Genomic DNA, 25,058 nt, shown 5'->3' on the forward strand with positions numbered 1-25,058 from the left:
GGTGGAACATATCGCCTACTCGGCGGCGACCGGGTGGCTGGGCTCGTTCTGGCTGCTTCCGGTGATCCCGCTGGCCAGCGCGGCGATCCTGCTGCTGCTCGGCAAGCGGGCCGACCGCTGGGGTCACTGGCTCGGCGTCCTGAGCGTCGCCGCGTCGTTCGTGCTCGGCCTGACGTACTTCTTCACGCTCCGCGGGCTGGAGAACCGCTCCGGCGTCGAGATCACCCTCTGGGACTACATCCACGTCGGGGACTTCCACGTGGACATGGGGCTGCTCTTCGACCCGCTGTCGGCGATGTTCGTCCTGCTCATCACCGGCGTCGGCTCCCTGATCCACCTCTACGCGGTGGGCTACATGGAGCACGACCCGGGCCGGCGGAAGTTCTTCGGGTACTTCAACCTGTTCATCGCGGCGATGCTGTTGCTGGTCCTCGGCAACAACTACGTGATGCTCTACTTCGGCTGGGAGGGCGTCGGTCTCGCCTCCTACCTGCTGATCTCCTTCTGGTACCTGCGCCCGAGCGCGGCGACCGCCGGGAAGAAGGCGTTCCTGATGAACCGCGTCGGTGACGCGGGCTTCGCGATCGCCATCTTCATCATGTTCGCCTACCTCGGCACCGTGAACTACGACGAGGTCTTCAACAGCGTCGGCGGCCTGAGCCAGAGCACGGTGCTGCTGATGGCGCTGCTGCTCCTGCTCGGCGCGGCCGGCAAGTCCGGCCAGTTCCCGCTGCAGGCCTGGCTCCCCGACGCGATGGAGGGCCCGACCCCGGTCTCGGCCCTGATCCACGCGGCCACGATGGTGACCGCGGGCGTCTACCTCGTCGCCCGCTCCCACCCGATCTTCAACGCGTCGCCCGACGCGCAGACCGTGGTGGTCGCGGTCGGTGCGCTGACGCTGCTGATCGGCTGCATCATCGGCTGCGCCAAGGACGACATCAAGCGGGTGCTGGCCTGGTCGACGGTGAGCCAGATCGGCTACATGTTCCTGGGCGTCGGGCTCGGCGGCGGCGCCTACGCGCTGGCCCTCATCCACCTGCTCGCGCACGGCTTCTTCAAGGCCGGCATGTTCCTCGGGGCCGGCTCGGTCATGCACGGCATGCACGACCAGACCGACATCCGCCGCTTCGGCGGGCTCTGGAAGTACATGAAGATCACCTGGGTCACGTTCGGCCTGGGCTGGCTGGCGATCATCGGCATGTTCCCGTTCTCGGGCTACTTCTCGAAGGAGCCGATCATCGCGGCCGCCTTCGAGCGCGAGGGCTGGACGGCCTGGCTCTTCGGCGGCGCGGCGATGCTGGGCGCGGCCCTGACCGCCTTCTACATGACCCGGCTGTTCTGGCTGACCTTCCACGGCCCGAAGCGCTGGACCGACGACATCAAGCACCCGCACGAGTCGCCGGCCGTCATGACGATCCCGCTGATCGTCCTGGCGATCGGATCGGTGGCCGCCGGTGGCCTGCTCGCCACCTCGGTGCCGGACTGGCTGACGCCGACCTTCGGCGCCGAGCACGTCGAGCACGAGCCGGTGCTGGCCCACTGGCTGATCACCACGCTGTCGCTGGTGCTGACGGTTCTCGCCGCGGGCCTGGCCATCCTGCTGTTCAACAAGGGCACCGCGAAGGAAGAGCAGCCGGCCGGTGCGCTGGTCACCGCCGCCCGCCGGAACCTCTACACGGACACGTTCAACGAGATCGTGTTCGAGGCGCCCGGTCGCTACCTGACCCGCGCCCTGGTCTACCTCGACAACCGCGGCATCGACGGGCTGGTCAACGGCCTCGCCGCGGGCATCGGCGGCGGATCGGGCCGAATGCGCCGGGCCCAGACCGGGTTCGTGCGCTCCTACGCCCTTTCCATTCTCGGAGGTGCGGTGCTCGTGGTGGCCGCCACGCTCGCGGTGAGGTTCGGATGAGCCACTTTCCATACCTGACCGTCCTCACGGCCGCGCCGCTCGTCGGCGCGGCGGCGGTCGCGCTGCTGCCCAAGGACAAGCCCGAGCTCGCCAAGCGCGTCGCGCTGGGCTGGTCGGTCCTGATCCTGGCGCTCGGCGTGGGCCTGTGGACGCAGTTCAAGCCGGACGGCGACCGCTTCCAGCTCAAGGACTCCTGGACCTGGATCCCGCAGTGGGGGGCCAAGTTCACCTTCGCCGTCGACGGCATCGCGCTGGTCATGATCGCGCTGATCGCCCTGCTGGTGCCGCTGGTCATCCTGGCCTCCTGGCACGACGCGGAGAACAGCAAGCGGTCCGTCCCGGCGTACTTCGCGCTGCTCCTCGCCCTCGAGTGCACGATGATCGGCGTCTTCGCCGCCCAGGACGTGTTCCTGTTCTACGTGTTCTTCGAGGTCATGCTGGTGCCGATGTACTTCCTGATCGGCTCCTACGGCGGGAAGAACAAGCAGTACGCCGCGGTGAAGTTCTTCCTCTACTCGCTGCTCGGCGGCCTGTTCATGCTGGCCGCGCTCGTCGGGCTGTGGGTGCTGGGCGGCCAGACGTTCGACTGGCAGACGCTGGTCAACGCCGACTTCTCCACCAACACCGAGCGCTGGCTGTTCCTCGGGTTCTTCGTCGCCTTCGCGATCAAGGCGCCCTTCTTCCCGTTCCACACCTGGCTGCCCGACGCCGGTGGCGCCGCGCCCGCCGGGGCCGCCGCGCTGCTGGTCGGCGTGCTGGACAAGGTCGGGACGTTCGGCATCCTGCGGTACTGCCTCCCGCTCTTCCCGAACGCGTCGAAGCACTTCGCGTGGCTCGGGCTCGCGCTCGCGCTGGTCGGCATCATCTACGGCGCGCTCGTGGCGATCGGGCAGAAGGACCTCAAGCGCCTGGTCTCCTACACGTCCATCGCCCACTTCGGCTTCATCGGCATCGGCATCTTCGCCTTCACCACTCAGGCGGGCACGGGCGCGGTGCTGTACATGGTCAACCACGGCCTCGCGACCGGCCTGCTGTTCCTGGTCGTCGGCATGCTGGTGGCCCGCCGGGGCAGCGCGCTGGTGACCGACTTCGGCGGCGCCGGCAAGCTCATGCCGGTGCTGGCGGGCGTGTTCTTCATCGCCGGTCTCGCCTCGCTGGCGCTGCCCGGCACCTCGCCCTTCGTCTCCGAGTTCCTGGTGCTCATCGGCACGTTCACGGTGAACAAGACGGTCGCGATCATCGCCACCGCCGGCATCATCCTGGCGGCCGGATACGTGCTCTGGATGATCCAGCGCACCACGCAGGGCACTCCGAACCCGCAGCTGGCCGAGATCAAGGCCATGGGGCGTGACCTGTCAGTGCGCGAGGCGGTCGTGGTCGCCCCGCTGATTGCCCTGATCCTGCTCTTCGGCTTCTACCCGAAGCCGCTCACCGACGTGATCAACCCGGCGGTGAAGGCGACGATGCAGGACGTCGGCAAGCAAGACCCGAAACCCAACGTGGGTACCGTGGAGGCCGGCAAGTGAACGACAAACTCCAACTGCCGCACCTGGACTACGCGGCGCTGGCCCCGATGCTGATCCTCTTCGGCGTTGCCTGCGTCGGGGTCCTCGTCGAGGGCTTCGTGCCCAAGCGGGTGCGGCACAGCGTCCAGCTCACCCTGGCGCTGGCCGGCCTCGTGGCCGCGCTGGTCATGGTGATCCGCCAGGGCGACAAGCCGGTCATCACCGCCGCGACCGCGGTCGCCGTGGACAAGCCGGGCCTGTTCCTCTCGGGCGCGATCATCGTGCTCGGCATCGTCGCGCTGCTGCTGATCGGCGAGCGGACGCTGGAGCCGGGCGGCGCGTTCGTCGCCCAGGCCGCGGTCACGGCCAACACGGACCGGGACCGCGAGCAGGCCCAGCGCCTGGGCGGGGCGACCGAGGTCTTCCCGCTGGCCATGTTCGCCCTCGGCGGCATGCTGCTGTTCACCATGGCGAACGACCTGCTGACCATGTTCGTCGCGCTCGAGGTCTTCTCGCTGCCGCTGTACCTGCTCTGCGCGCTGGCTCGCCGCCGGCGGCTGCTGTCGCAGGAGGCCGCGATGAAGTACTTCCTGCTCGGCTCGTTCGCGTCGGCGTTCTTCCTGTTCGGCATCGCGCTGGTCTACGGCTACGCGGGCCAGGTGGACTTCAAGGCGATCGACGCGGCCATCCAGTCCGGGGGCAAGGACGACATCCTGCTGTACGTCGGGCTGGCCATGCTCGCCATCGGTCTGCTGTTCAAGGCGGCCGCGGTGCCCTTCCACGTGTGGACGCCGGACGTGTACCAGGGCGCCCCGACGCCGATCACCGCGCTCATGGCCGCCTGCACCAAGGTCGCCGCGTTCGGCGGGCTGCTGCGCCTGGTCTACGTGGGCTTCCACCGCACCGAGTGGACGATCCAGCCGGTGCTGGGCACCATCGCGGTGCTGACGATGATCATCGGCGCGATCCTGGCGGTCACCCAGACCGACATCAAGCGCCTGCTGGCCTACTCGTCGATCGCCAACGCCGGGTACCTGCTGCTCGGCGTGATCTCGCTGAACGAGAAGGGCCTGTCCAGCTCGCTGTTCTACCTCGTGGCGTACGGCTTCACCGTGCTCGCCGCGTTCGGGGTCGTCACCCTGGTGCGCGACGCCGACGGCGAGGCCACGCACCTGTCGCGCTGGGCCGGGCTGGGGCGGCGCTCGCCGCTGTACGCCTCGCTCTTCACGTTCATCCTGCTGGCCTTCGCCGGTCTGCCCCTGACCAGCGGTTTCACCGCTAAGGTGGGCGTGTTCGCGGCCGCGGTCGACGGGAACCAGACCTGGCTGGTGATCGCCGGCGTGGTGAGCTCCGCCATCCTCGCCTTCCCTTACCTGCGTGTGGTCGTCATGATGTGGCTGTCCGAGCCGGGCGAGGCCACGCCGGCCGTGTCCATCCCGGGCGCCATGACGGCGGCCGCGCTGGTCATCGGGACGGTCGCGACGCTGGTGCTGGGCATCGCGCCGGGGGCGCTGCTCGAGGTCACCCAGAACGCGGGCAAGTTCCTCAGCTAGCCTGTCAGCAACACCGACGGTGACGTCCCCCGTGGCCTGCCACGTGGGGACGTCCCTGTATCGGGAGTCGGGAGTTCGTATGGCATCGTTGGAGCTGTGGTGAGTACGGGAACCGTGCAGTCGGTCGCTTCGGTGGGCTTGACCCTGGCCGATCCGGAGCTGGAGCGCAACGTGGCGGCGATCCTGCGGGACGTCGAGGCGGTGCTGATCGACTCCGTGCACAGCGCCAACCCGCTGGTCACCGAGGCGGCCCGCCACCTCGTCGACGCGGGCGGCAAGCGGGTGCGCCCGCTGCTGGTCGGCCTGGCCGCGCAGTTCGGCGACGGGACCTCCCGCGACGTGGTCATCGCCGGCGCGGTCGTCGAGCTGACCCACCTGGCGACGCTCTACCACGACGACGTTATGGACGAGGCCGAGGTGCGCCGCGGCGCGCCCAGCGCCAACTCCCGCTGGGGCAACGCGCTGGCCATCCTGGTCGGCGACTACCTCTTCTCCCGCGCCGCCGACCTCGCCGCGGAGCTCGGGGTCGACGCGGTCAAGATCCAGGCGAGCACGTTCTCCCGCCTGGTGCACGGTCAGATCGACGAGACCGCGGGCCCGCTGGACGGCGAGGACGCGATCCAGCACTACCTGCGCGTCCTCGAGCACAAGACCGGCTCGCTGATCTCGACCAGCGCCCGCTTCGGCGCGATGTTCGGCGGGTGCCCGCCGGAGCAGGTCGAGGCGCTGGCGAGGTTCGCGGAGACCTTCGGCATCGCCTTCCAGCTCTCCGACGACCTCATCGACATCGCCAGCGACGCCACGGAGTCGGGCAAGACGCCCGGCACCGACCTGCGCGAGGGAGTGCCGACGCTTCCCGTGCTGTATGCGCTGGCCTCCTCCGACGACGACGCGGCCTCGGTCCGGCTGCGCGAGATCCTCGCGGCCGGCCCGGTGACCGACGACGCCCTGCACGCCGAGGCGCTCGGCCTGCTTCGCGACTCCGTCGCCCTGAAGCAGGCCAGGCAGACCGTGCGGGGCTACGCGGACGCCGCCCGGGCCTCCCTGGCGGTGCTGCCGGACGCGCCCGCTCGGGCCGCCCTCGAGTCCCTCTGCGACTTCATCGCGGACCGCACCAACTGACCTTTCGCGGTATCGACCGACGCCGGTCAATGTAACTATCACCGGCGTCGGTCGCTTTTTCATGCGCTGGTACCGGTTGGACCGGGAGCATGCCGGGCAAGTCCACGTTGCTCAAAGCCATATGGCGCGATACCCGCCCCGACATCGGCGTGCGACGGCACGATGACACCCCGAAGTGGCGCATGCGCACTTGCGCTCGCAGTACTCGCTAGGTTGGCAATTACTTACTCAAGTCGTTCGCCCTGACCTAGGGCCATTACTCAAGCACCACGGCGTGTCGTTGGGTGAGTAACACGATCACCATGTCCAAAATGGTGCATTCATCGCTATGTGCAGCCCTTGCATTTCCCCTGACCTGGCGCGATGAATGATCAGCATGTTCCCTCCACCCTCTCCGATTTCATATGGTGTGACTCCGGTTGCTGCTGTGGTCTGGGAGGGGCGGCGTGCGGGATCCACAAGCCGAACCCTCGGATTTGATTCGAAGCGTTTCGAGGGCCCTACGAGTGCTGGAGGCGGTCGGTCAGTCGCCGCGTGGCCTGACCGTGAAGCAGATCGCGCGGCGATGTGACTTCACCGTTGCCACCACGTACCACCTGGTGCGGACCCTCGCCTACGAGGGCTACGTGATCCGCCGGGAGAACGGCACCTATGTGGTCGGCCTGGAGATCGCCGACCGCTACCGCGAGCTCGTGCTCGCGTTCCGCGGCCCGGGCGCCGTCATCGACCGTCTGCGTCGCGCGGCGGCCGAGACCGGCTACTCGCACTACCTGGGCCGCTTCGTCGGTGGCAGGGTGGCGGTGACCGCGATGGCCGAGGGGCCGCGCACCCCGCCGGCGGACGATCTCGTGCCGGGCTACGACGATGCCGCGCACGCGACCGCGCTGGGCAAGGCGCTGCTCGCCACGATGAGCGCGGACCAGCGGTGGCGGTTCCTGAAGGAGTACGGCATGCGCGCCTACACCTCGGCGACCCTGACCTCCCCGGAGGCGCTGGACTCGGACCTGGCCGCCGGCGACCGCCGGGGGATGCAGATCGAGATCGGGCAGTTCCGCCAGGGACTCGCGTGCGCCGCCGTGATGGTGGTCAACGACCGCGACCAGGACCGGCGGGTGGTGCTGGCGTGCGCGCTGCCGCCGGCGGAGCTGATGTCGTCGGCCAAGGTCGTGCGCACACGGCTCCTGGCCACGGCTCACCACCTGGCGACCGTCCTCGCCGAGTAGGCCGCATCCAGGGCTTTTGCCCACATCCCGACCGCTCGCGCGCACGTGACCCGTGTCGCATCCGCGACATGTCTTCTCCACCTGAACCTCTCCGCGTATCAGTGCGTAGAAGCTGGTGGAAGGGATCGGAAACATAACGAAGCGTGAGTAGAGACGATGCTGACCTGCTGAAGGCGCTCCACGCGGAGCACGGCGACGCGCTGTTCGCACACACCCTGCGACTGACCGGCGACCGCCAACGGGCCGAGGACCTCGTGCAGGAAACCCTGCTGCGGGCCTGGCAACACCCGGAGGCGCTCGACCCGGCCCGTGGCTCGGTCCGCGCCTGGCTCTTCACCACCGCCCGCAATCTCGCCATCGACGCATGGCGAAGACGCTCGGCGCGGGTGGGCGAGGTCTACACCGACCAGATGCCGGAGACTTGGATCGTGGTCGACGAGACCGAGCGCGCGGTGGAGTCCTGGGTGGTCGCGGAGGCGCTGACCCGGCTCTCCCGCCCGCACCGCGAGGTCCTGGTGGAGTGCTTCTACCAGGGGCGCACCGTGGCCGAGGCGGCGGAGCGGCTCGGCGTGCCCGTGGGCACGGTCAAATCGCGCACATACTACGCACTGCGTTCGCTGAAGGTCGTCCTAGAGGAGTTGGGGGTGACGCAATGAGGTGTGAGCACCTCCATGACTCGGCCGTCTACGTGCTGGGGGCGTTGTCTCCGCCCGAGCGCGAGGCATACGAGCGGCATCTCGCCGACTGTGCGCAGTGCCGTGCGGAGGTGGCGGAGTTCTCCGACCTGCCGGGGCTGCTCGGCCGGCTCGATCCGGAGATCGCCGCGCAGATCGCCCTCGAGCCGGACGAGGGCGCCGCGGACCCGGACGGCCCGGACCCGGCCGGCCCGCCGTTCCCGGCCGATGCGCGCCGGGCCGGCCCCACCGCGGTGCCCGCGACCGTCAGCGGCGGCGCGGTCGACCCGCTGCTGCCGCGCGTGCTCGACCGGGCCCAGAGCGCCCGCCGCACGGCCCGTCGCCGGCGCCGCTGGCAGACGGTGGGCACCGCGCTCGTGGCCGCGTTCATCGGCGTGCTCGCGGTGATCGGTGTGCGCGCCGCGGGCGTGGGGCAGCCGGACTACGAGTCGATGCGTGAGGTGGCCTCGACCGTGCCGATCACGGCGTCGCTCGCCGTCTCGCCGGACACGGCCGGGGCTACCGTGCGGATGCGCTGCGCGTACAAGAGCGGCGAGAGCGACGACTACGCCAAGTGGACGTACACGCTCGTGGTGGTGCCGAAGTCCGGTCAGGCCGAAGTGGTCAGCACGTGGACCGCCCGGCCGGGGGACGAGATGCAGCTGTCGGCGCACAGTGCCATCAAGGAGTCGAACATCGACCACATCGAGATCCGCAAGGGCGATGGGACGGCGCTGCTGCGGACCTGACGCTCGGCTCTGCTCACTCAGATGGCCGCGGCGGTCGCCTCCTTCTGGGCGGCCGCCGCCGCGTCGCGCCGGGCCCGGCTTCGGCGGGCCACTCGGATCGCGTCCCAGCTGAAGACGGCCAGCGCGAGCCAGACGATCGCGAAGCCCGCCAGCCGCGCCGCTGGGAGCGGTTCGCTGAAGACCGCGACGCCGATGATCAGCTGCAGGGTCGGCGTCAGATACTGCAGCATGCCGAGCCCGGACAGCGGCACGCGATTGGCGGCCTCCGCGAACAGCAGCAGCGGTACCGCGGTCAGCACGCCGCTGCCGGCCAGCATCACCGAGTGCCACACGGAGACGGTGCCGAACGTCGACTGGTGCTGGGTCGTGAGCCAGACGAGGTACGCGAGCGCGGGCAGGGTCAGCACGCCCGACTCCAGGAACAGCCCCTCGGCCGCGGGGAGCCCGAGCCGCTTCTTGACCAGCCCGTAGCAGCCGAAGGACGCGGCCAGGGTGAGCGCGATCCACGGCAGGTGCCCGTAGTCCACGCTGAGCACGACCACCGCGACCGCGCCGATGCCGAGCGCGGTCCACTGCAGCGGGCGGAGGCGCTCGCGCAGGACGAGCACGCCGAGCAGGATGACGAAGAGTGGGTTGATGAAGTACCCGAGCGAGGCCTCCACCACCCGATCCGTGTTCACCGCGAAGATGTAGACGCCCCAGTTGACGGCGATGAGCACCGCCGCGACCGCGAGGCCCGCCATGCGCTTCTTCTGCCGCAGCAGCTCCCGGACCCGTCGCCAGTGCCGGATGGCCACGAGCACGAGCGTCATCGCCACGACCGACCACACGATGCGGTGCGCGAGCACCTCGACCGCGCCGGCGGGGCGCAGTGCGTGGAAGTACAGCGGAAAGACGCCCCAGAGCACGTTGGCGGAGAGTGCGGAGACATATCCTCGGCGCAGCGGGTCCACGCCCTACACCGTATGCCCAAACGGTAAGGGGCGGGTCGCGGACCCGCCCCTCACGTGATGTTCTTCGTCACCGCTCTTCGCCTGCGGCCCTACGGCGCTCGGTCCTGCCTCTGGTTCAGCGGTAGCCCTGGTTGCCGCCGCCGTATCCCTGGTTGCCGTAGCCCTGGTTGCCGCCGTAGCCCTGGTTGCCACGGTTGCCGCCGCCGTAGCCCTGCTGGTAGCCGCCGCCGTACTGCTGCGGGCGCGGGGGACGCCGGTCGTAGTCGTCGCGGTCGTCCCGCCGACGCTTCTTGTCCTTGCCGTCCGGCACGAAGAAGTTGAGCAGCCAGCTGACCACGCCGATGAACAGCGCCCCGAGCACGGCCGTGGGCCAGAACCGGTCAACCCGGAACGGCAGATCCAGATACTCGGCAATCTTGCTCGTCAGCAGCAGCAACGCCCCGTTGACGACGAGCGAGACGAGCCCGAGCGTGAGGATGTACGCGAAGCACCCGATCGTCTTGATGATCGGCCGCAGCACCGCGTTGACGACCCCGAAGATCGCCGCCACCGCGACGAGCGTGACCACCTTGCGCCCGGTGTCGCCCTCAACCGTGATCCCGGAGATCACCAGCGTCGCCAGCCAGACCGTGAACGCACTCACGGCGAGCCGGATGAGGATTCCCATGCGGGTGATCGTGCCACGTCGCGGCCAGCCCGGAACACCCCGCTATCACCCCAATCCCCGTTTGACGAGACCGAAGCACCACCACCCGCCTCACCTACCACCGAATAGCGTCCGCCGGACCCCTCCTCACCCGGCTCTCGCGCGCACCCCAGCACGAGGGCTCGCTGCTCCGGTGCCGCCCGAATTGCCTCACGGCGTCGGTGAGGCCCGCTGCTTGGTCGTCTAGCCCGCCGCCATGCCGCAGCCGCCGTCGCGGGGTCGGTCGACGACGGTGCCATCGGCCGCTGCGGTCGTACCTTCGCAGCCTCGGGCCCGCCGCCTGCCGCCCGCTGTGGCTCGCGCTGTCCGCACCCGGCCCCACAGCCTGCCGTCCGTCGCTCGCACAGCCTGCCGTGCGTCGCCCGCACAGCCTGCCGTGCGTCGCCCGCACAGCGGTCGGGCCGTCGAGGCGGTTGGCGGCGGCGCCTGCCGTGTATCGCCCGCGGGCTCGTGCCGCCTCCTGTGGGCCGCCCCTTGGGCTCGCGCCGTCCGCGGCGGGCCCGCACCCGCTCGCCGCGCGCCTCCGAGGGCTCGCACGGGCCGTCGGCGCCGCCATCGTTGACCGCTGGCCGCCCTCTTCCACCTGCCGTAGCCGTCGCGGTCGCTCCCTGCTGTCCCGCGTGCTGTTGTGGCAGTCGTCGGCCGCCTGCCGTCTGGCGTGGTCGTTGCGGTCGCTCTCTGCTGTCCCGCGCGCTGTTGTGGCAGTCGTCGGCCGCCTGCCGTCCTCGGCCCGCTGGACTACCGATTGTTCCGATGTGATTTCGCCGTGTCGTGAGCACTGCTCGGCCTGGGCGTGTGACCTTGGCGCTGGCCCAGCCCGGCCGGGTCTCAGCCGCGAGGAGTCGGCGCACGGCCCGCACAGGTCGCCGGGGGGAGTGGTCAGCGGGCGGGGCCTCCCGTCAGGTGGAGCTCGATCGGTGTCGTCGACAGGTGGGTCCAGCGCACGGTCTGGCGGTTCACCACCACGGCCAGCATCTCGGGGCCGATCTTTGTCAGCCAGTTGCGGGAGTCGCCCAGGCCCAGAGCCTCGCCCGCGAGGGCGGCCTCCCGGGGGCTCAAGGGCTGGAGGAGGGCCAGGTCGGAGCGGGTCAGCAGGTCGACGTCCGCCCCGGTCAGCTCGTCGCGCAGGAACAGGACCGAGCGCCAGGCGCTCTCCGGCATCGGGGTTGCTCGGCCCGGGACCGGGCCCACGTCCACGACCAGCAGCTGTGGGCGCGTGGCCGTGGCCGGGGGCGGGTCGGCCACGCGGCCCGGCGGGATCATGGCCAGGGACTCCGCGTTGCCCAGGCTGCGGCGGAACGGCTCCCACTCGTGCGGGCGCGTGGACTGGACCACGACCCGCGCGCCGGTGGCCAGGGCTCGCAGGATGACCAACTGCGCGCACCGCGCGCCGCCGATCAGCGTCGCTCGCGTCGGCTCCGGGCGGAACAGGCGCACGACCATCGGCTCCCCGCTGCGGTCGACGCCGAGCATGACGCCCTCGCCGCCGATCGCCGGCGCGGCCGCCGCCAGCCGCGGCCCGCTCACGCTCACCGGCTCGCCACCGTGCAGCGCGAGCCCGTCGCGGCCCGCCACGAGCCCGGCGAGCACCGCGTCGTCGCGGGGCGCGCCCCCGCCCAGCGGCAGCGTCGCCGCGAGGCCGTCGAGTTGAGCGCCGTCGAGCCGCGCCACCCGCGCCCCCATGCTCTCGGCCAGCCGGAGCAGCGCCGTGCTCGCCTGCGTCAGCGTGGCCGCGTCCGGCGTCGCCAGCCGCACGACGAGCTCGGCCCGGACCGGCGGCCCGCCGGCGTCGGCGGGCGGGCCGGAGCCGCCGCCGAGCGCTCCGCCGCCGAGTGCTCGGCCGCCGAGTGCTCGGCCGCTGAGTGCTCGGCCGCTGAGTGCTCGGCCGCTGAGTGCTCGGCCGCTGAGTGCTCCATCGCCGAGCGCTCCGCCGCTGCGGGCTACGGGCTGGGCGGCCAGCGAAAGCGTCGTCACCGAGGTCGGCAGGGCCAGCAGGCGGCTCATCAGCGGGCCCTGCTCGGGCCACCGCCGGACCCGGAACACCGCCTGGTGCAGCCCGCCGAGCCGCAGGCCCGACCACGTCTCGCGCACGGCGTGCGCCGGGTCGTGCTGGGCCGCCTCCGCGATCGCCGCCAGCGCCGAGAGCTCCGACAGCGGCCGAGCCGGCAGTCTCGCTCGGGCGAGCATGCGCTCGACACGCCGTACCGCAACCAGAAGAGACTGCTCCAGATCAGCTCGCCGGAACCCGCCCGCCCGGCGCACCCGCACGGCGACGTGCACTCGCTGGTGCGCGAGCACGCGGCCGTCCGTGAGCTGCCGATATGAGGTCATGGACGGCGCGGGCGACGGTGCCGCGGCCGTGACCGCGCTGATCAGCAGCTGGACGCGCACCTCCGGCACGCCCGGCCGGGGCGCCGGCACCAGCGAGCTGAGCGCGGGTAAGGGCGGTAAGGCGGTGCCGAGCAGGGCGGACAGGTCGCCGACGCGGATGATCGCCGCGAGCCCGTCGGTGTCCTCGAGCACGCCGACGTCGGCGCCGTCGACGTCGATGGTCGAGGTCGTCGCGCCCGGCCGGATCAGGCCGAGCAGCGCGGCTGGTCCGGCGCCCACGGGGAGATCCCGCCGCCGGAGACACCGCGCCAGCGGCAGGGGCGTGAGCGCCAGGAGCACCAGGGCGACCGGGATCGCCGCGAGCGCCCAGCCGCCGAGCGCCCAGGCCACGGCGGCCAGGGCGACCGCGCCCTGGCCGAGCACCACTCGCGTCCCCGTCGACATATCGCCCCCCGCCGATGAAGTGAGGGACTTATCGTATGGCGCCGGTACGACAATTTTGGGGGGCCGATGGCGTCGCGGCAGGACCAGCTGCAGTCGTACCAGTTCGTGGTTCAGCGGGTCGTCTCCGCCCTCGTCGTCCGTGACACCGACCCTGCTCAGCCGCCATTTCGCCGGGTCGCCGGGGCCACGCTGGTCGGCGTTCTGCTCGCCGCGCTGGGTGTCGGCGGCGCGGCGGCGGTCGGGGCGCTGCGCCCGGGGAGTTCTGGCAAATGGCGCAACGACCGAGCGGTCATCGTCGAGCAGGAGTCGGGAGCCCTGTTCGTGTACCGCGACGAGGTCCTCCACCCCGTCCTCAACCAGGCCTCCGCGCTGCTCATCCTCGGCTCGACCGGCGCGCCGACCGTGGTCGTGCCCCGCTCGGCGCTGTCCGGGGCGCCGCGCGGCGAGACCCTGGGCATCCCGGGCGCGCCGAGCTCGCTGCCGCCCGCGTCCGCCCTGCTCAAGGACCCGTGGGCGGTGTGCTCGACGCCCGAGGGGTCGGTGCTGTTCGTGGGTGGGGGGCCCTCGGGCGGTACACCCGCAGCCGACAAAGGCCTGCTGATGACCTCCGCGGACCGGCAGACCTATCTGCTGTGGCACGGGTTCAAGCACCTCGTCCGGCAGCCCGCCACGGCCCTGCCCGCGCTGGTCTGGTCGGCGCGACCGCAGGTGGCGGCGGCGCAGGCGCTGCTGCACGCCGTGCCGAGCGGAACCGACCTCGTCACCCCGGCCGTGCCCGACCGCGGAGACTCGGCACCGGCCGGCAAGATCGGGCAGCTGTACGGCGTGTCAGCCGGCCAACGCACCGACGCGTTCATCGTCACCGCCGACGGGCTCGCCTCGGTCACGCCGCTGCAGGCCCAGCTCCTGCTCGCCGCGCCCGAGACGCAGGGCGTGCAGCCGGGCGGGAAGCTCCTGCCGCTCAGCCCCGCGGAGTTCTCCGCGCTGGTGCAGGGCCGGCGGGTCGAGGCGTTCGCACCGGACCCGGGCGGCGCCGGTGCGCTGCCCGTCACGCCGCCGGAGCTGGTCGACAGCCCTCCCCACGCCGTCTGTGCCGCCGATGCCCTCACCCTCGACCCCAAGCTCCCGGACCTCACGCACGCGCTGCGCACGGCCGCGGCCACGGCGGAGGGCGCGGTGCTGGCCGATCGCGTGGTGATCCGGCCCGGAACCGGCGCGCTGGTGCGGACGGACACAGGTGTTCTCACCCTCGTCACCGATCTCGGAAAGCGCCACGCGGTGCCGGTGCCCGACGCTTTGGGCGCGCTCGGGTTCGACGGCGAGCGGCCCGTCACCGTCCCGAGTCAGGTGGTCGCGCTCCTGCCCGCGGGACCGGCGCTCGACCCGGGCGCGGCCGCCGCCGTCGTCGGCTAGCGCCTGTTTCATGACTGGGGTCGGAGCGACGCGGAGCCGAGATTTCGTCTGCGTGTGACCCGCGCGGGCCTGGCTACCGGTGTCGTAACCCGCGCAGCACGGGGCCTAGGGAGGAGGAGCCGTCAGTAGTTCGTCAGCACCAGGTCGAAGCTCGCTCGGGCGGATGCCCGCAGGTTGATGTCGCGGCGCGTCGCCATGCGCGTCTCGTTGAAGCCCGCGTAGATCTGCCGCGTCGCGGCGGTGTCGCTGTTCGTCATCGTCAGGAACACCCCGCGCCTCGACGCGTCGTGCATCTCGGCCGCCAGCCGTTCGTGGTCGGCGTTTCGGAACTGCCCCGGCGTGTACCGCTTGAAATCCGCGAACCCACCCTCCGGCAGATACGGAGGGTCCAGGAACACCCAGTCACCCGCGGCCGCCTCGCGCAGCGCGTCGGCGAAGTCGCACAGGCGAACGTCGGCCCCGGCGAGCGCCTGGGAGGCCTCCAGGAGCGTCTCGCGGCGATAGTACGGGCGGTCGTAGGCCCCATAGGGAGCGTTGAACGCGCCGCGGCGGTTGACGCGCCACAGGCCCCGGAAGGAGGTCTTGTTGAGGTAGATGACGCGCGCGGCCCGCTCGACCGGGCCCAGGCTCGCGGGGTCCTGGCGCCGGACGAGCTCGAACTCCTCGGGCGTGTTCGCCATCGCGTCCAGGCGCTCCATCACCGCCTCCGGCTGGGCGGCGACGGCCTGGAAGCAGGCTACAAGTTCGGGGTTGGCGTCGGAGAGCACCGCCTTGGCCGGGCGCAGCTCGAAGAAGACGGCGGCGCTGCCCATGAAGGGTTCCCAGTATCGGCCGGTGAACGGCGGCGCGGCGGCGACGAGCTGGGCGGCGTACCGCGTCTTGCCGCCGGCCCACTTGATGAACGAGCGGCCCTCCGCCATGCCGGACATCTTAAAGGCCGACGCCCACGGCGGCCTTCGTTCGGCCTTCGGCACCACCGCTCGGGGCCGGCGCGCTGGTCAGCGCCGTTGCCGGCGGCCGCCAGGGTGCGGCGTCCTCCGCGCTGATCGACTGCCGCCAAGCAGGCGGTGCCGGTGAACGCCGCGCCGGACAGGAGCAGATCCGGGCCTGCGAAGCCGAGAGCGCGGCGGTGCCGGTGGGCGAAATGCCGGAAGTTATCCACAGCGAAGCATTGGGACTGGTGGGGGATCGGTCGAGGCCGATACGGTCGGCCTGTTTTCGGGCTGACCAAGGGTTATCGGCCGCTGTCGTTGCGTGCGGAACTCCGGTCCGGCCCGGCGTCCACTAGGAGAAACGGGGTGATCGCCGGTGGTGCAGACCACGCAGGCGCAACAGGCCGAGCTCAGCTCGGCCGCGCAGCGGTTCGAACAGGTCAACGGCGAGCTGCAGGGCATGCTCAACACGTTGATGCGGGAGCTGGAAGTCACGCGCGCGGGCTGGCAGGGGGCCGGCGGGCGCACCTTCGAGCAGGTGAAGCTCGCGTTCAAGCACGACCAGGGCGTGCTCAACCGGAACCTGCTCGAGACGTCCGAGGGGCTGCGCACGGCGGGGCGGAACTACGGCGCCACCGATGCCGAGGCGGCCGGGGCGATGCGCCGCGCGGGCAACGCCGACCTGTCCGCGCTCGGCGGCTGAGACCGGAGGCTCACATGGACGACATGCTGGTAGTCGACTTCGGGGCGCTGGAGCACACGAGTCAGTCCATCCAGACCGCGCTCAACACGCTGCACTCGCGCCTCGACGAGGTGTCGCAGCTCGGCCGGCGCCTCACGGGCGGCTGGGAGGGCGACGCCAAGGACGCCTACGCGCTGCGGCAGGCGAACTGGGAGCGGGCCGGCGCCGACCTCGCGCAGATGCTGCGCGACATCAAGGTGGGCGTCGAAGAGGCGATGCAGCGGTACCAGGAGACCGAGGCCCGCAACACGCACCTCTTCCCGGGCAGCGGCTGACGCGCGGCTCCCGGCGTGAGTGGGCGGCGCGCCTCCGAGCAAAGGGGGCGCTGCCCTCAACTCGGCGGGCCGAACGCCGGTGCCGCCGGGGGGTCACCGGCGGCCTGGGGACGGCGCGCCTCTGGGCAGGGGGCGCCGCCCTTCAGTTCGGCGGGCCGAACGCCGGTGCCGCCGGGGGTCACCGGCGGCCCGGGGCGGCGCGCCTCTGGGCAGGGGGCGCTGCCCCCCAATTGTGGAGGAGCGCAGACCCGGGAGAGGCGCGCCCCTGGGCGGGGGGCGCCGTCTCTCAGTTCGGCGGGCCGAATGCCGGTGCCGTGGGATCCGCGGGCGGCTCGGATGCGGATCGGAGTGCTCGGAGGCCGGGTCGCCAGCCGCGCCGGCGGCCTCGGGGGAGGACCGCGGACAGGACGAGCGCCAGGAGCACCGCGGCCAGGCCCGCAGACGCCCAGCCCACCGTCGTTCGGGTGGCCGCGGCTCGCGCGGCGGCGTCGGGCCGGGCGGGTTCGGCCGGGGCGCGGGCGCCCGGGTCCGGCGAGGCGCCGGTGAGCTCGGTGAGGGCGCGGAGAGGGTTCAGGACCCCGGCGCCGTAGCCCGGTCCGGCCCGTCCGCCGTCCGCGGTGGCGATGAGCCGGGCGGCCACTTCCGGGGCGGAGAGCTCGGGGCGGTACTGGCGCAGGAGCGCGGCCGCCGCCGACACGAACGGGGCGGCGAAGCTGGTGCCGTCCATCGTCGCCCAGCCCTGCGGTGTTGCGGTCGTCACAATCCCGGCGCCGGGGGCGACCAGGTCCACGTACGCGCCGGTCTGCGACGACGGGGCCCGCTGGCCGTCCGGCGTGATCGAGCCGACGCCGATGACGCCGTCGTAGGCCGCCGGGAACGGGGTGCGGTTGCCCCGCTCGGCGCCGTTGCCCACCGCGGCCACGACCACGACGTCGTTGCGCTGGGCGAACGCGACGGCGTCGCGGACGGCGGCATCGTCGGAGTACGACACCAGCGAGAGGTTGATGACCCGCGCCTTGTGGGCGACGGCGTCGCGGATCGCGTTGGCGAGGCCGGCGGGCGTGCCGCGGCGGCCGGTCGGGGTGCCGTCGCCGCCCTCGGTCTGCTCGCTGACGCGCAGGGCGAGGATCGTGGCCGCCGGGGCCAGGCCGCGAAACGCCGTCGCCGGGGACGGACGGGCCGCGATGATGCCCGCGACGCCGGTGCCGTGGCCGACGCAGTCGAGCGCGGAGTCGCCGCCGTCGAGCTGGTCGGGGCCGGGCTCGACGGCGCCCCGCAGCTGGGGGTGGCGCGCGTCGACGCCGGAGTCGACGACCGCGACCACGATCCCGTGGCCGTCGGCGAGAGCGTTGAGCCTTGACTGGTCGTACCGCTGCCAAGGCCACGGCACCCCGGTCGGCGCGGGCTCGGGCCGGCGTGGCGGGCTCGGGCAGGCGACGGGGGCCCAAGCGTGCGCGATCGGGCTCATGCTGAGCATTGCCGCAAAAGTCGACAAAGCCGCCAAAGCGGTCGAGATGCGCCGGCGGGGCATGGGCGTCATGCTAGGGGCTGAGGCATCGATGGGCTGCCCCGTCGCTGCGCTCCTGTCGTCCGACTCGACGGGTTCAGGCGTCGAACGGCTCGTACGGGTGCCGCGAATGAGACAGCCCTGTGAGCCCCCGGCCTTCGATCGCTATGCTGGCCGAAGCGCTTGCCCGCGTCGTACCCCTCGAATTGCCGTGGCCGTATAGGTTAGGTTTCGCGACGCGGCGGTTTCCGAGCCCGAAGAGGGGGTGGCCGTTGAGCGAGTGGGAACCGGCCACCGAGGCCGAGGTCGCCATGCGTGACGCGCTGCGCGCAAACGACCAGGAGCAGTATTTCCGCATCCTGGCGCGCACCGACGTCCTGCTGCCGATCGCGCCCGACAGTTCACCCGGCAGCGACGGCGGGTGGGGCACCTGGACCACCGAGGGCCGCACGCACGTGCTCGCCTTCACCTCACCGTCCGCGCTGCAGGAGTGCCTCGCGGGGCACCCCGGCACGCACCGGCGGGTTCCGTTCCGCGAGCTCGCGGGGATCTGGCCCAACGTCGAGTGGTGGCTCGCGGTCAATCCGGGGCTGCCCATCGAGGGCTACCTGCCGTCGTGGTTCGTGACCCAGATCAGCCGCGGCGATGTCCGGCTGCCCGGGCGCACCCTCGGGGCGCGGGCGCGCATGGAGCAGGCGTCGCAGCGCACCCGCGCGACCGCGCAGGTGCCCGTCCGCCCGGTGCCGAACCAGCCCGCGCCGACGCCGATCGAGCGTCAGCGTATGAAGGCGGAGCAGCCCCCGGTGCCCCCGGTCCCGCCCGCGCCGCCTCGGCGCGAGGTACCGATGCCGGATGTGGCGCCTCCCGGGGCCTTCCTGCCCACTCGGGCGGATCGCCCGATCAACTTCGAGCGCTCCGCGGGCCGGTCCTTCACGCCCCCACCGGCCGCGCCCGCTCGCCCCGCACCTCCGCCACCCGCCGACAACGGCCCGACCTTGCCCGCGCCCACCTCGGGCGCCGGGTCGGTCCGCGGCCGCGCGTCGTTCCCCGGGGCGGCGCCGCGCGGGCTCTTCGACGACTCCGACCGCAAGTCGCTGGACGTGCCCGGGGAGCGCGAGCTGTTCTCGGGCGTCGACCGTCCCGCCTCGGGCCCGCCCGCCGAGCGCCCGCCGTCCATCCTGCCCGGGCGCCCGACCGGCCGCCCTTCCCGCGCGCTCAGCGACCCCGGCCCGCCCATGCGCCCCGCGGCCGATCCCGGCCTGCCCCAGCGCCCCGTCGGCGACTCCGGCCTGCCCCAGCGCCCCTCCGGGGATTCCGGCCTGCCGCAGCGCCCGGTGAGCGACTCCGGTCTGCCCCAGCGCCCCTCCGGGGATTCCGGCCTGCCGCAGCGCCCGGTGAGCGACTCCGGTCTGCCCTCAAGGCCCGCCGGGGGTGGCGACGAGGGCGGGGATCCGCGCCGGTACTGGCCGCGCCGCGAGCCCGCCCGCAGCCTCGGCGAGATCTACACCGAGCACGCGGAGCCGGTCATTCCGGCCGCGTGGCAGCCGCCGCCGGACCTTCCGCTGACGTCGGGGCCGCCGCTGCCGACCCGGCAGCCGCAGACCTCGCGGCCGGAGGCGGACTCGCAGCCGACGTTCCGCCCCGGTGGCACGCTGCCGCAGCGACCGGGCTCGGGCTCGGGCACCGGCCCGCGCTCGGGCGAGCCGCTGCCGCCCCGGCCGGTCCAGGGCGAGCCCTTGCCGTCCCGGCCGCTTTCGGGCGAGGTCCTGCCGCCGCGGCCCGGTGCCGTGGACACCGGCTCCTACCGCTCCGGTTCCTATCGGTCCGGCGACCCGCTGCCGTCCCGGCCGGTCCCCGCCGAGCCGGCGCCCTACCCGCCCGCCGAGCCCGTCGTGCCGCGCGAGGCGACGCAGCCGATCCGGTCCGGGTGGAGCGGCTCCGCCGACGTCCGCCCCGGCCGGCCCGGACTCGCCGCCCACGGCGGTGGCGAGGCCTTCCAGCCCGCCGAGCCCCCGAACGGCGGCCAGTCGTGGTCGCAGGCCGCTTCCGCCGCCCCGACGCCGGTGCCGCCCGCGCCCGACCCGGACCCGTCCGCGCCGCTGCCGTTCGACCGCCCGGTGTTCGACCGGCCCGGCTTCAGCCGCCTCGACGTCGAGAGCCCCGAGGCCGACGAGCCCTCGTCCGAGTCGTTCGGTGACACGTCCTCGGCGGCGCGCAGCGCCGGCTTCGGCCGCGCGGCCGACCTCGACGAGCACCCGTTCTTCGGCGGCGGGTCCGACGCGGGCGGCCGGAGTCTGTTCGAGCCGTCCTCGCACCCGCAACAGCCGCCCGCCGAGCCGGCTCGCCCCGAGAGCGGCCAGACGTCCTGGGCGGACAGCGCGTGGGCGAACAGCCAGCCCGCCGAGCAGCCCTTCTCCGCCTGGGGCACCCCGTCGCCGGCCGAGCCGGCCGTCGACGAGGCCCCGGGGACGTTCTTCAGCGGGCGGGCCGAGGTCCAGCCGCCGGCCGCCGAACCGCAGCGGAGCTTCTTCGGCGACCAGCCGGCCCGCGAGGACGAGCAGCGCCCGTTCTTCGAGGAGGTGGCGGAGCCGCGGCCGTTCAACGCGTTCGGCGAGTCCCGGGCGGAGGACCCGCCGATTCGCGACCCGTACGCCGCGCTCGCCGACCTGCGCTCCGAGCCCGAGGACGAGCCGTCCCAGGCTTCGTTCGCCTCCGGCCTGCCGTCGCTCGCCGAGCAGCCACCGACGATCGATTCCACCCCGGCCCCGCGCCCGGAGTCGACCTGGACGGACACGCGGCCGGCGGCGGGCGGGCCGAGCGGGTTCGAGAAGGAGAACACCGGCTCGTTCTTCCTGCCCGGCCCCGCCCGCGACGCCGAGTCCGTGCCCGTCGCGGCCGAGCCGTCGCCCGAGCTCCGCTCGTTCTTCGAGGACGGCGAGGCCGAGCGCCCCGACTTCCAGCAGTCCGTGGTCCAGGACCTGCCGAAGTTCGACGACCACAGCGCCGCGCCGCCGAGCGAGGCCGCGTCCGCCAGCGGGTTCCGGCCCGTGATGCAGGACGCGCTGCCGAGCACGGGGCAGGGGTACCAGGGCGGCGGCGAGGCGGGTCAGGACGGCGGCTTCTCGTGGGCGTACCAGGAGGAAGCCCCGCAGCCGCCGGAGTCCGTGGTCGAGCCCGAGATCGTCGAGGACGCCCCGGTGCGGCTGCACGACGAGATCGTCGACGCCGAGGTCGTGACCCCGCCGTCGGCCCCCGCGCCCGTGGCGGAATCGGCGCCGGAGCCGGAGCGGCCGAAGGCGCCCGCGGCCGACTTCCACCCGGCGAACACGGTCGAGAAGGACCTGTTCGAGGCCGTCCAGGCCAACAGCACGGACCGCTTCCTGTCCACGCTGCTGCTGGCCAAGGTCCTGATCCCGTTCTGGACCGGCGACGGGCCCGTGGAGCCGGCGAAGTGGCGTACCGAGCACATGAACGGCCTGCCGCACCTCGTCGTCTTCACGTCGCAGGAGCGCATGACCGAGCGGCTCGGCGAGGACGCGCGGGGCAGCTGGATCAAGTTCACGCGCCTGATCCGGCAGTGGCCGCCCGGCGACCAGCTGGCGTTCGCGATCAACCCGGAGTCGCCCGCCGGCGCCGTCCTGCCCGGCACCGAGGTCATCCAGCTCGCGAGCTGGGCGACCGAGATGGGCCTCGGCGTGGACGACCCGGACGAGCAGCCCGTCGCCGCGGCGCCCAAGCCGGAGGCGCAGCCGGAGAAGCGCCCGGCGTACGAGCCGCCCGGCTCCGGCCTCGAGCAGGTCATGCAGAAGCCGATCTCGCCCGAGCAGCTCTCGTACTACCTCGAGCGCAACTACGACCGTGTCTCGGGCTTCGTGCACCGCGCCGGTGAGGTCGGCCACCTCGAGACGCCCGAGCAGCTCTACAACGCGCTGGGCCTCGGTTACGCCGGGTCGTCGTTCAAGCCCGACGCCGAGGAGGCCTACGTCCTGCGCTGGATCGCCTACCGCGGCGATCTGTACCGCATCCCCTACGGCGGGTCATCGTTCGAGGCCATGCGCGCGATGGAGGGCTGGGTCATCGAGCGCCCGCCCTTCCGCGGCAACGGCTTCGCCCCGAGCGAGACCGGCGACGTCATCGCCGAGTTCAAGGTCGACAGCGCGCGCCTGCCGCACAACGCCGAGCTGTGGCGCCTGCGCCGCGACGGCCGGCAGGACCTCATCGCCCGCCTCGACGCCGACGGGCCGGCCTGGCGGAAGGCGACGCCGTGATCCGAGACGGTTACGCGGCGCGGTGGCGCGGCGCCGAGTACGAGGCCAGCCCCGACGGCGACGACGTCCGGCTCTACCGCCCCGACGCGAGCGACGGCTTCGAGGAGGTCCGCCCGGGCCGCTACCGGCGCATCGTCGCGCGCAACGACGTCGACGAACTCGTCTACGTCCGAACGACCTGCTTCTGGCGCGACCAGCCGTTCATCGTCCTGGGCGAGCACGAGGGCTGGTTCCGCGTCGAGTACACCGGCGGCCGCGCCCCGGTCGCCGCCGAACTCGGCCTCGAGGAGTTCGACTACGGCGTGTACCAGGGCTGGGCCCCCCGCGCCGAGGTCAGTGACCTGCGCGAATACCGCGTATAACCATGGCTCGGGCCGCGTCACCGGCGGACCGTTGCTCCCGCCAGACAATAGGGCGATCCAAGGGCCTTCGGCCGGGAGGATCGCCCTAGCCAGGTCCGCGGTGCAAGAACAAAAAACCCGCGCTCAGCCGGCCTTGGTCCAGCGGATGATCTCGCCGGTGACGAGGTCGGGCTGCTCGAGGTGCGGGAAGTGCGCGGCGTTCGGCAGGAGCCGCCACTCGTACTCGGCCAGCACGTATCGGCCGGATCCCTGGGCCGTGCGCGGCAGCACCGCCGGGTCCAGGGCGCCGTGCAGCTGGAGGGTCGGGGCCGTGACCGGCTGCTGCAGGAGCTTCACGAAGCGGTAGCCCTGCAGCCGCAGCGCCGAGCGGACCGCCCAGCGATAGGTCTCCAGGGCGCAGAAGGCCGCCTGCGGGATCCGCATCGCGGAGCGGCAGCAGGCCTCGTACTCGCGGTACGACTCCCGGGCGGTCCACTCCGGCGAACCCCACCGGCGCAGGTAATCACCGACCAGCGCGGCGTCGTGGCGCGTCAGGACGTGCTCGAAGCGGGGCACCTGGAAGCGCAGCACCGGCCTGGCCGCGGCCAGCTGGCCCCGCGGGTCGGTCGCGAGCCCGGCGCGCAGCCGCAGCGGGTGGGCGGCGCCCAGGACGACCAGGCGGCGGACCATCTTCGGGTGGAACGCGGCGGTGGCCCAGCCGATCATCCCGCCGTAGCCGGAGCCGACCAGGATCGCGCTGCGCTCACCGAGGGCGCGGATGAGCCCGGCGACGTCGCCGGCCATCGTGTACCCGTCGTAACCGCGCGGGGGCTTGTCGCTCGCCCCGTAGCCGCGCAGGTCGACGGCGACCGCGCGGAAGCCGGCGTCGGCGAGGGCCGGGAGCTGGTTGTGCCACGCGTACCAGAACTCCGGGAACCCGTGCAGGAACAGCACCAGCGGCCCGGTGCCGGCCTCCACCACGTGGAATCGGTTGCCGTTGGCGCTCACGAATCGGTGCGACCACGGCCCGTCGATCATGACGCATGTGTCGTCCACCGCGGGGTTCATGCCGCTCAGCGTAGGGCCAAGCCGGTCGAAATCACGCCAGGCGACCGGCTAGCGTTCAGCCCATGCACCCGCCGTTGCCGTTGATCTCCGCCACTGGCACTCCCCGTAAGTGCGGTATCACGTACGGTTCGGTCGCGGCGCACGCCATTGCCGCGAACACCGCGAACTACCTGGCCCGCTTCGCCGCGGTCGGCATCGACGTCGAGCAGGCCCGCGGTTACGGAGCGCTGTTTCGCGACGCGGCCCACCGTCACGCACCGCGCGTGGCCGAGATGCTCGACGGCGTGGCCGAGGGCGCCCGGGTGGATGTCGACGAGATCTACGCCCTCAACGGCCGCACGGAGCTGATGTACAGCGCCAACCCCGGCGCCGAGCCGAGCGAGTGCACCGCGATCGCCGTGCTCGGCCAGCGCACCGCCAGCGGGCACACGCTGCTCGCGCAGAACTGGGACTGGCACCCCGACCAGCGCCCCTACGCGCTGCTGCTCGACACGACCGACGAGCTCGGCCGCCGCGTGCTCGCGCTCACCGAGGCCGGCATGCTCGCCAAGGCCGGGCTCAACGATGCTGGGCTCGGCGTCTGCGTCAACATGCTCGGCTCCGAGCACGACAGGCGCGACGGCGGCGTGCCGTACCACGTCCTGCTCCGCGCGGCCCTCGACGCCCCGCACCTGGGCGCCGCGCTCAGGGCCGTGTGTGCCGTCCCGCGCGGCGCGAGCATCAACCTGCTCATGGGCCAGGCCTTCGCCGAGGACACGCCGGGCGAGGCGATCGACGTCGAGGTCGCCCCCGGCGACGTGGGATTCGTGCACCCGTCCGACGGCGTGATCACGCACGCGAACCACTTCGAGAGCGCGCTGAGTGCCGTCGACACGCTCAAGTACATCGGCAGCTCCTCGTTCTTCCGCTCGGCCCGGGCGCGCCGCCTGCTCGGGGACGGGCTCATCGGCGAGGACCGGATCAAGGCGGTGCTGCGCGACCACGGCGGGTTCCCGCAGTCCATCTGCCGCCACGACGAACCGGACGCCGCCGCGGCGGACCGGACCGAGTCGCTGTTCGCGCTCGTGCTCGACCTCGACGAACGGCGTATGTCGATCGCCCACGGGCCGACGTGCGCCGGGGTGGAGTACCGACACATTCGCATGGGCGAATCGGTCTGAATCGGACATCGAACCGGGCATTCGGCGACTTGCAACGACACCTTAAATGTACCTGTGTAAACCGTTCCTCAACCGCCCCGTTGTTACAAGTGTTTCAGCAGCTCAGGAGCGTATTCAAGGGTGTTGCCACAGTGCTGGTGACCTTGGGTTACCGCGCTTGTCTTAAGTCCTGTTCAGTGC

18 protein-coding genes and 1 pseudogene are annotated in these 25,058 nt (G+C 72.4%); 13 read left to right on the forward strand and 6 right to left on the reverse strand.

The window, feature by feature from the left end:
- Position 1 precedes the first annotated feature (1 nt).
- The 7 genes from nuoL to ACQP2P_RS01025 all read left to right on the forward strand — a co-directional run bounded on the left by nuoL (position 2) and on the right by ACQP2P_RS01025 (position 8,738).
- Positions 2-1,912 (forward strand): NADH-quinone oxidoreductase subunit L, encoded by a 1,911-nt coding sequence (nuoL, locus tag ACQP2P_RS00995; protein WP_433612324.1) that lies wholly within the window; start codon positions 2-4, stop codon positions 1,910-1,912.
- The gene (locus ACQP2P_RS01000; RefSeq protein ID WP_433612326.1) at positions 1,909-3,438 is read left to right on the forward strand and encodes an NADH-quinone oxidoreductase subunit M; all 1,530 of its coding nucleotides are present in this window, start codon (positions 1,909-1,911) and stop codon (positions 3,436-3,438) included. Before nuoL ends, ACQP2P_RS01000 begins: the two co-directional genes overlap by 4 nt.
- Positions 3,439-3,485: 47 nt before the next feature.
- Complete coding sequence (gene nuoN / locus ACQP2P_RS01005; RefSeq protein WP_433618913.1) at positions 3,486-4,970, forward strand: NADH-quinone oxidoreductase subunit NuoN; 1,485 nt, start codon at positions 3,486-3,488, stop codon at positions 4,968-4,970.
- 99 nt (positions 4,971-5,069) lie between these two features.
- Positions 5,070-6,092, forward strand: a complete 1,023-nt coding sequence (locus ACQP2P_RS01010) for a polyprenyl synthetase family protein (RefSeq protein WP_433612328.1) — start codon at positions 5,070-5,072, stop codon at positions 6,090-6,092.
- A gap of 446 nt (positions 6,093-6,538) precedes the next feature.
- Positions 6,539-7,315 (forward strand): IclR family transcriptional regulator, encoded by a 777-nt coding sequence (locus ACQP2P_RS01015; protein WP_433612330.1) that lies wholly within the window; start codon positions 6,539-6,541, stop codon positions 7,313-7,315.
- Positions 7,316-7,479: 164 nt separating this feature from the next.
- Positions 7,480-7,971 (forward strand): sigma-70 family RNA polymerase sigma factor, encoded by a 492-nt coding sequence (locus ACQP2P_RS01020; protein WP_433618915.1) that lies wholly within the window; start codon positions 7,480-7,482, stop codon positions 7,969-7,971.
- Positions 7,968-8,738, forward strand: a complete 771-nt coding sequence (locus ACQP2P_RS01025) for an anti-sigma factor family protein (protein WP_433612332.1) — start codon at positions 7,968-7,970, stop codon at positions 8,736-8,738. The genes ACQP2P_RS01020 and ACQP2P_RS01025 overlap by 4 nt, the downstream gene beginning before the upstream one ends.
- 17 nt (positions 8,739-8,755) lie before the next feature.
- On the opposite strand, the gene rarD is transcribed toward ACQP2P_RS01025, so the two are convergent.
- The 3 genes and pseudogenes from rarD to ACQP2P_RS01040 form a co-directional block, all read right to left on the reverse strand.
- Positions 8,756-9,691, reverse strand: coding sequence for an EamA family transporter RarD (gene rarD, locus ACQP2P_RS01030; protein ID WP_433612334.1), 936 nt, complete (start codon positions 9,689-9,691; stop codon positions 8,756-8,758).
- Positions 9,692-10,010: 319 nt separating this feature from the next.
- Positions 10,011-10,358 (reverse strand): annotated as a pseudogene (locus tag ACQP2P_RS01035) (phage holin family protein); the annotation flags it as partial.
- A gap of 918 nt (positions 10,359-11,276) precedes the next feature.
- Entirely contained in the window at positions 11,277-13,172 is a 1,896-nt protein-coding gene (locus ACQP2P_RS01040; RefSeq protein ID WP_433612336.1) for a type VII secretion protein EccE, read from the reverse strand.
- 66 nt (positions 13,173-13,238) lie between these two features.
- Between ACQP2P_RS01040 and eccB the strand changes: the two genes are divergently transcribed.
- Complete coding sequence (eccB, locus tag ACQP2P_RS01045; protein WP_433612338.1) at positions 13,239-14,585, forward strand: type VII secretion protein EccB; 1,347 nt, start codon at positions 13,239-13,241, stop codon at positions 14,583-14,585.
- Between the two features lie 122 nt (positions 14,586-14,707).
- On the opposite strand, the gene ACQP2P_RS01050 is transcribed toward eccB, so the two are convergent.
- Positions 14,708-15,505, reverse strand: coding sequence for a DNA adenine methylase (locus tag ACQP2P_RS01050; protein ID WP_433612340.1), 798 nt, complete (start codon positions 15,503-15,505; stop codon positions 14,708-14,710).
- Positions 15,506-15,893: 388 nt separating this feature from the next.
- Here ACQP2P_RS01050 and ACQP2P_RS01055 point away from each other — a divergent pair, with 388 nt between their 5' ends.
- Complete coding sequence (locus ACQP2P_RS01055) at positions 15,894-16,220, forward strand: WXG100 family type VII secretion target (protein WP_350610215.1); 327 nt, start codon at positions 15,894-15,896, stop codon at positions 16,218-16,220.
- 14 nt (positions 16,221-16,234) lie between these two features.
- Positions 16,235-16,534 (forward strand): WXG100 family type VII secretion target, encoded by a 300-nt coding sequence (locus tag ACQP2P_RS01060; protein WP_433082183.1) that lies wholly within the window; start codon positions 16,235-16,237, stop codon positions 16,532-16,534.
- Positions 16,535-16,820: 286 nt separating this feature from the next.
- On the opposite strand, the gene mycP is transcribed toward ACQP2P_RS01060, so the two are convergent.
- On the reverse strand, positions 16,821-18,065 hold the full coding sequence (mycP, locus tag ACQP2P_RS01065; protein WP_433612343.1) for a type VII secretion-associated serine protease mycosin: 1,245 nt from the start codon (positions 18,063-18,065) through the stop codon (positions 16,821-16,823).
- Positions 18,066-18,313: 248 nt separating this feature from the next.
- Here mycP and ACQP2P_RS01070 point away from each other — a divergent pair, with 248 nt between their 5' ends.
- Both ACQP2P_RS01070 and ACQP2P_RS01075 read left to right on the forward strand, forming a co-directional pair.
- Complete coding sequence (locus ACQP2P_RS01070) at positions 18,314-22,309, forward strand: SseB family protein (RefSeq protein ID WP_433612345.1); 3,996 nt, start codon at positions 18,314-18,316, stop codon at positions 22,307-22,309.
- On the forward strand, positions 22,306-22,671 hold the full coding sequence (locus ACQP2P_RS01075; protein WP_433612347.1) for a hypothetical protein: 366 nt from the start codon (positions 22,306-22,308) through the stop codon (positions 22,669-22,671). Before ACQP2P_RS01070 ends, ACQP2P_RS01075 begins: the two co-directional genes overlap by 4 nt.
- Before the next feature lie 123 nt (positions 22,672-22,794).
- On the opposite strand, the gene ACQP2P_RS01080 is transcribed toward ACQP2P_RS01075, so the two are convergent.
- The gene (locus ACQP2P_RS01080; RefSeq protein ID WP_433612349.1) at positions 22,795-23,718 is read right to left on the reverse strand and encodes an alpha/beta fold hydrolase; all 924 of its coding nucleotides are present in this window, start codon (positions 23,716-23,718) and stop codon (positions 22,795-22,797) included.
- A gap of 62 nt (positions 23,719-23,780) precedes the next feature.
- Between ACQP2P_RS01080 and ACQP2P_RS01085 the strand changes: the two genes are divergently transcribed.
- Positions 23,781-24,878, forward strand: a complete 1,098-nt coding sequence (locus ACQP2P_RS01085; RefSeq protein WP_433612351.1) for a C45 family autoproteolytic acyltransferase/hydolase — start codon at positions 23,781-23,783, stop codon at positions 24,876-24,878.
- Positions 24,879-25,058: the final 180 nt, after the last annotated feature.

Source organism: Dactylosporangium sp. CA-139114 (assembly GCF_050955725.1).
Lineage (GTDB): Bacteria > Actinomycetota > Actinomycetes > Mycobacteriales > Micromonosporaceae > Dactylosporangium.

Excerpts from the sequence above, each read along its gene's own strand:
- ACQP2P_RS01000 (WP_433612326.1), top strand. The coding sequence starts at position 1,909 with ATGAGCCACTTTCCATACCTGACCGTCCTCACGGCCGCGCCGCTCGTC.
- nuoN (WP_433618913.1), top strand. The coding sequence starts at position 3,486 with ATGCTGATCCTCTTCGGCGTTGCCTGCGTCGGGGTCCTCGTCGAGGGC.
- ACQP2P_RS01025 (WP_433612332.1), top strand. The coding sequence starts at position 7,968 with ATGAGGTGTGAGCACCTCCATGACTCGGCCGTCTACGTGCTGGGGGCG.
- ACQP2P_RS01040 (WP_433612336.1), bottom strand. The coding sequence starts at position 13,172 with ATGTCGACGGGGACGCGAGTGGTGCTCGGCCAGGGCGCGGTCGCCCTG.
- eccB (WP_433612338.1), top strand. The coding sequence starts at position 13,239 with ATGGCGTCGCGGCAGGACCAGCTGCAGTCGTACCAGTTCGTGGTTCAG.
- ACQP2P_RS01050 (WP_433612340.1), bottom strand. The coding sequence starts at position 15,505 with ATGGCGGAGGGCCGCTCGTTCATCAAGTGGGCCGGCGGCAAGACGCGG.
- ACQP2P_RS01060 (WP_433082183.1), top strand. The coding sequence starts at position 16,235 with ATGGACGACATGCTGGTAGTCGACTTCGGGGCGCTGGAGCACACGAGT.
- mycP (WP_433612343.1), bottom strand. The coding sequence starts at position 18,065 with ATGCCCCGCCGGCGCATCTCGACCGCTTTGGCGGCTTTGTCGACTTTT.
- ACQP2P_RS01080 (WP_433612349.1), bottom strand. The coding sequence starts at position 23,718 with ATGAACCCCGCGGTGGACGACACATGCGTCATGATCGACGGGCCGTGG.
- ACQP2P_RS01085 (WP_433612351.1), top strand. The coding sequence starts at position 23,781 with ATGCACCCGCCGTTGCCGTTGATCTCCGCCACTGGCACTCCCCGTAAG.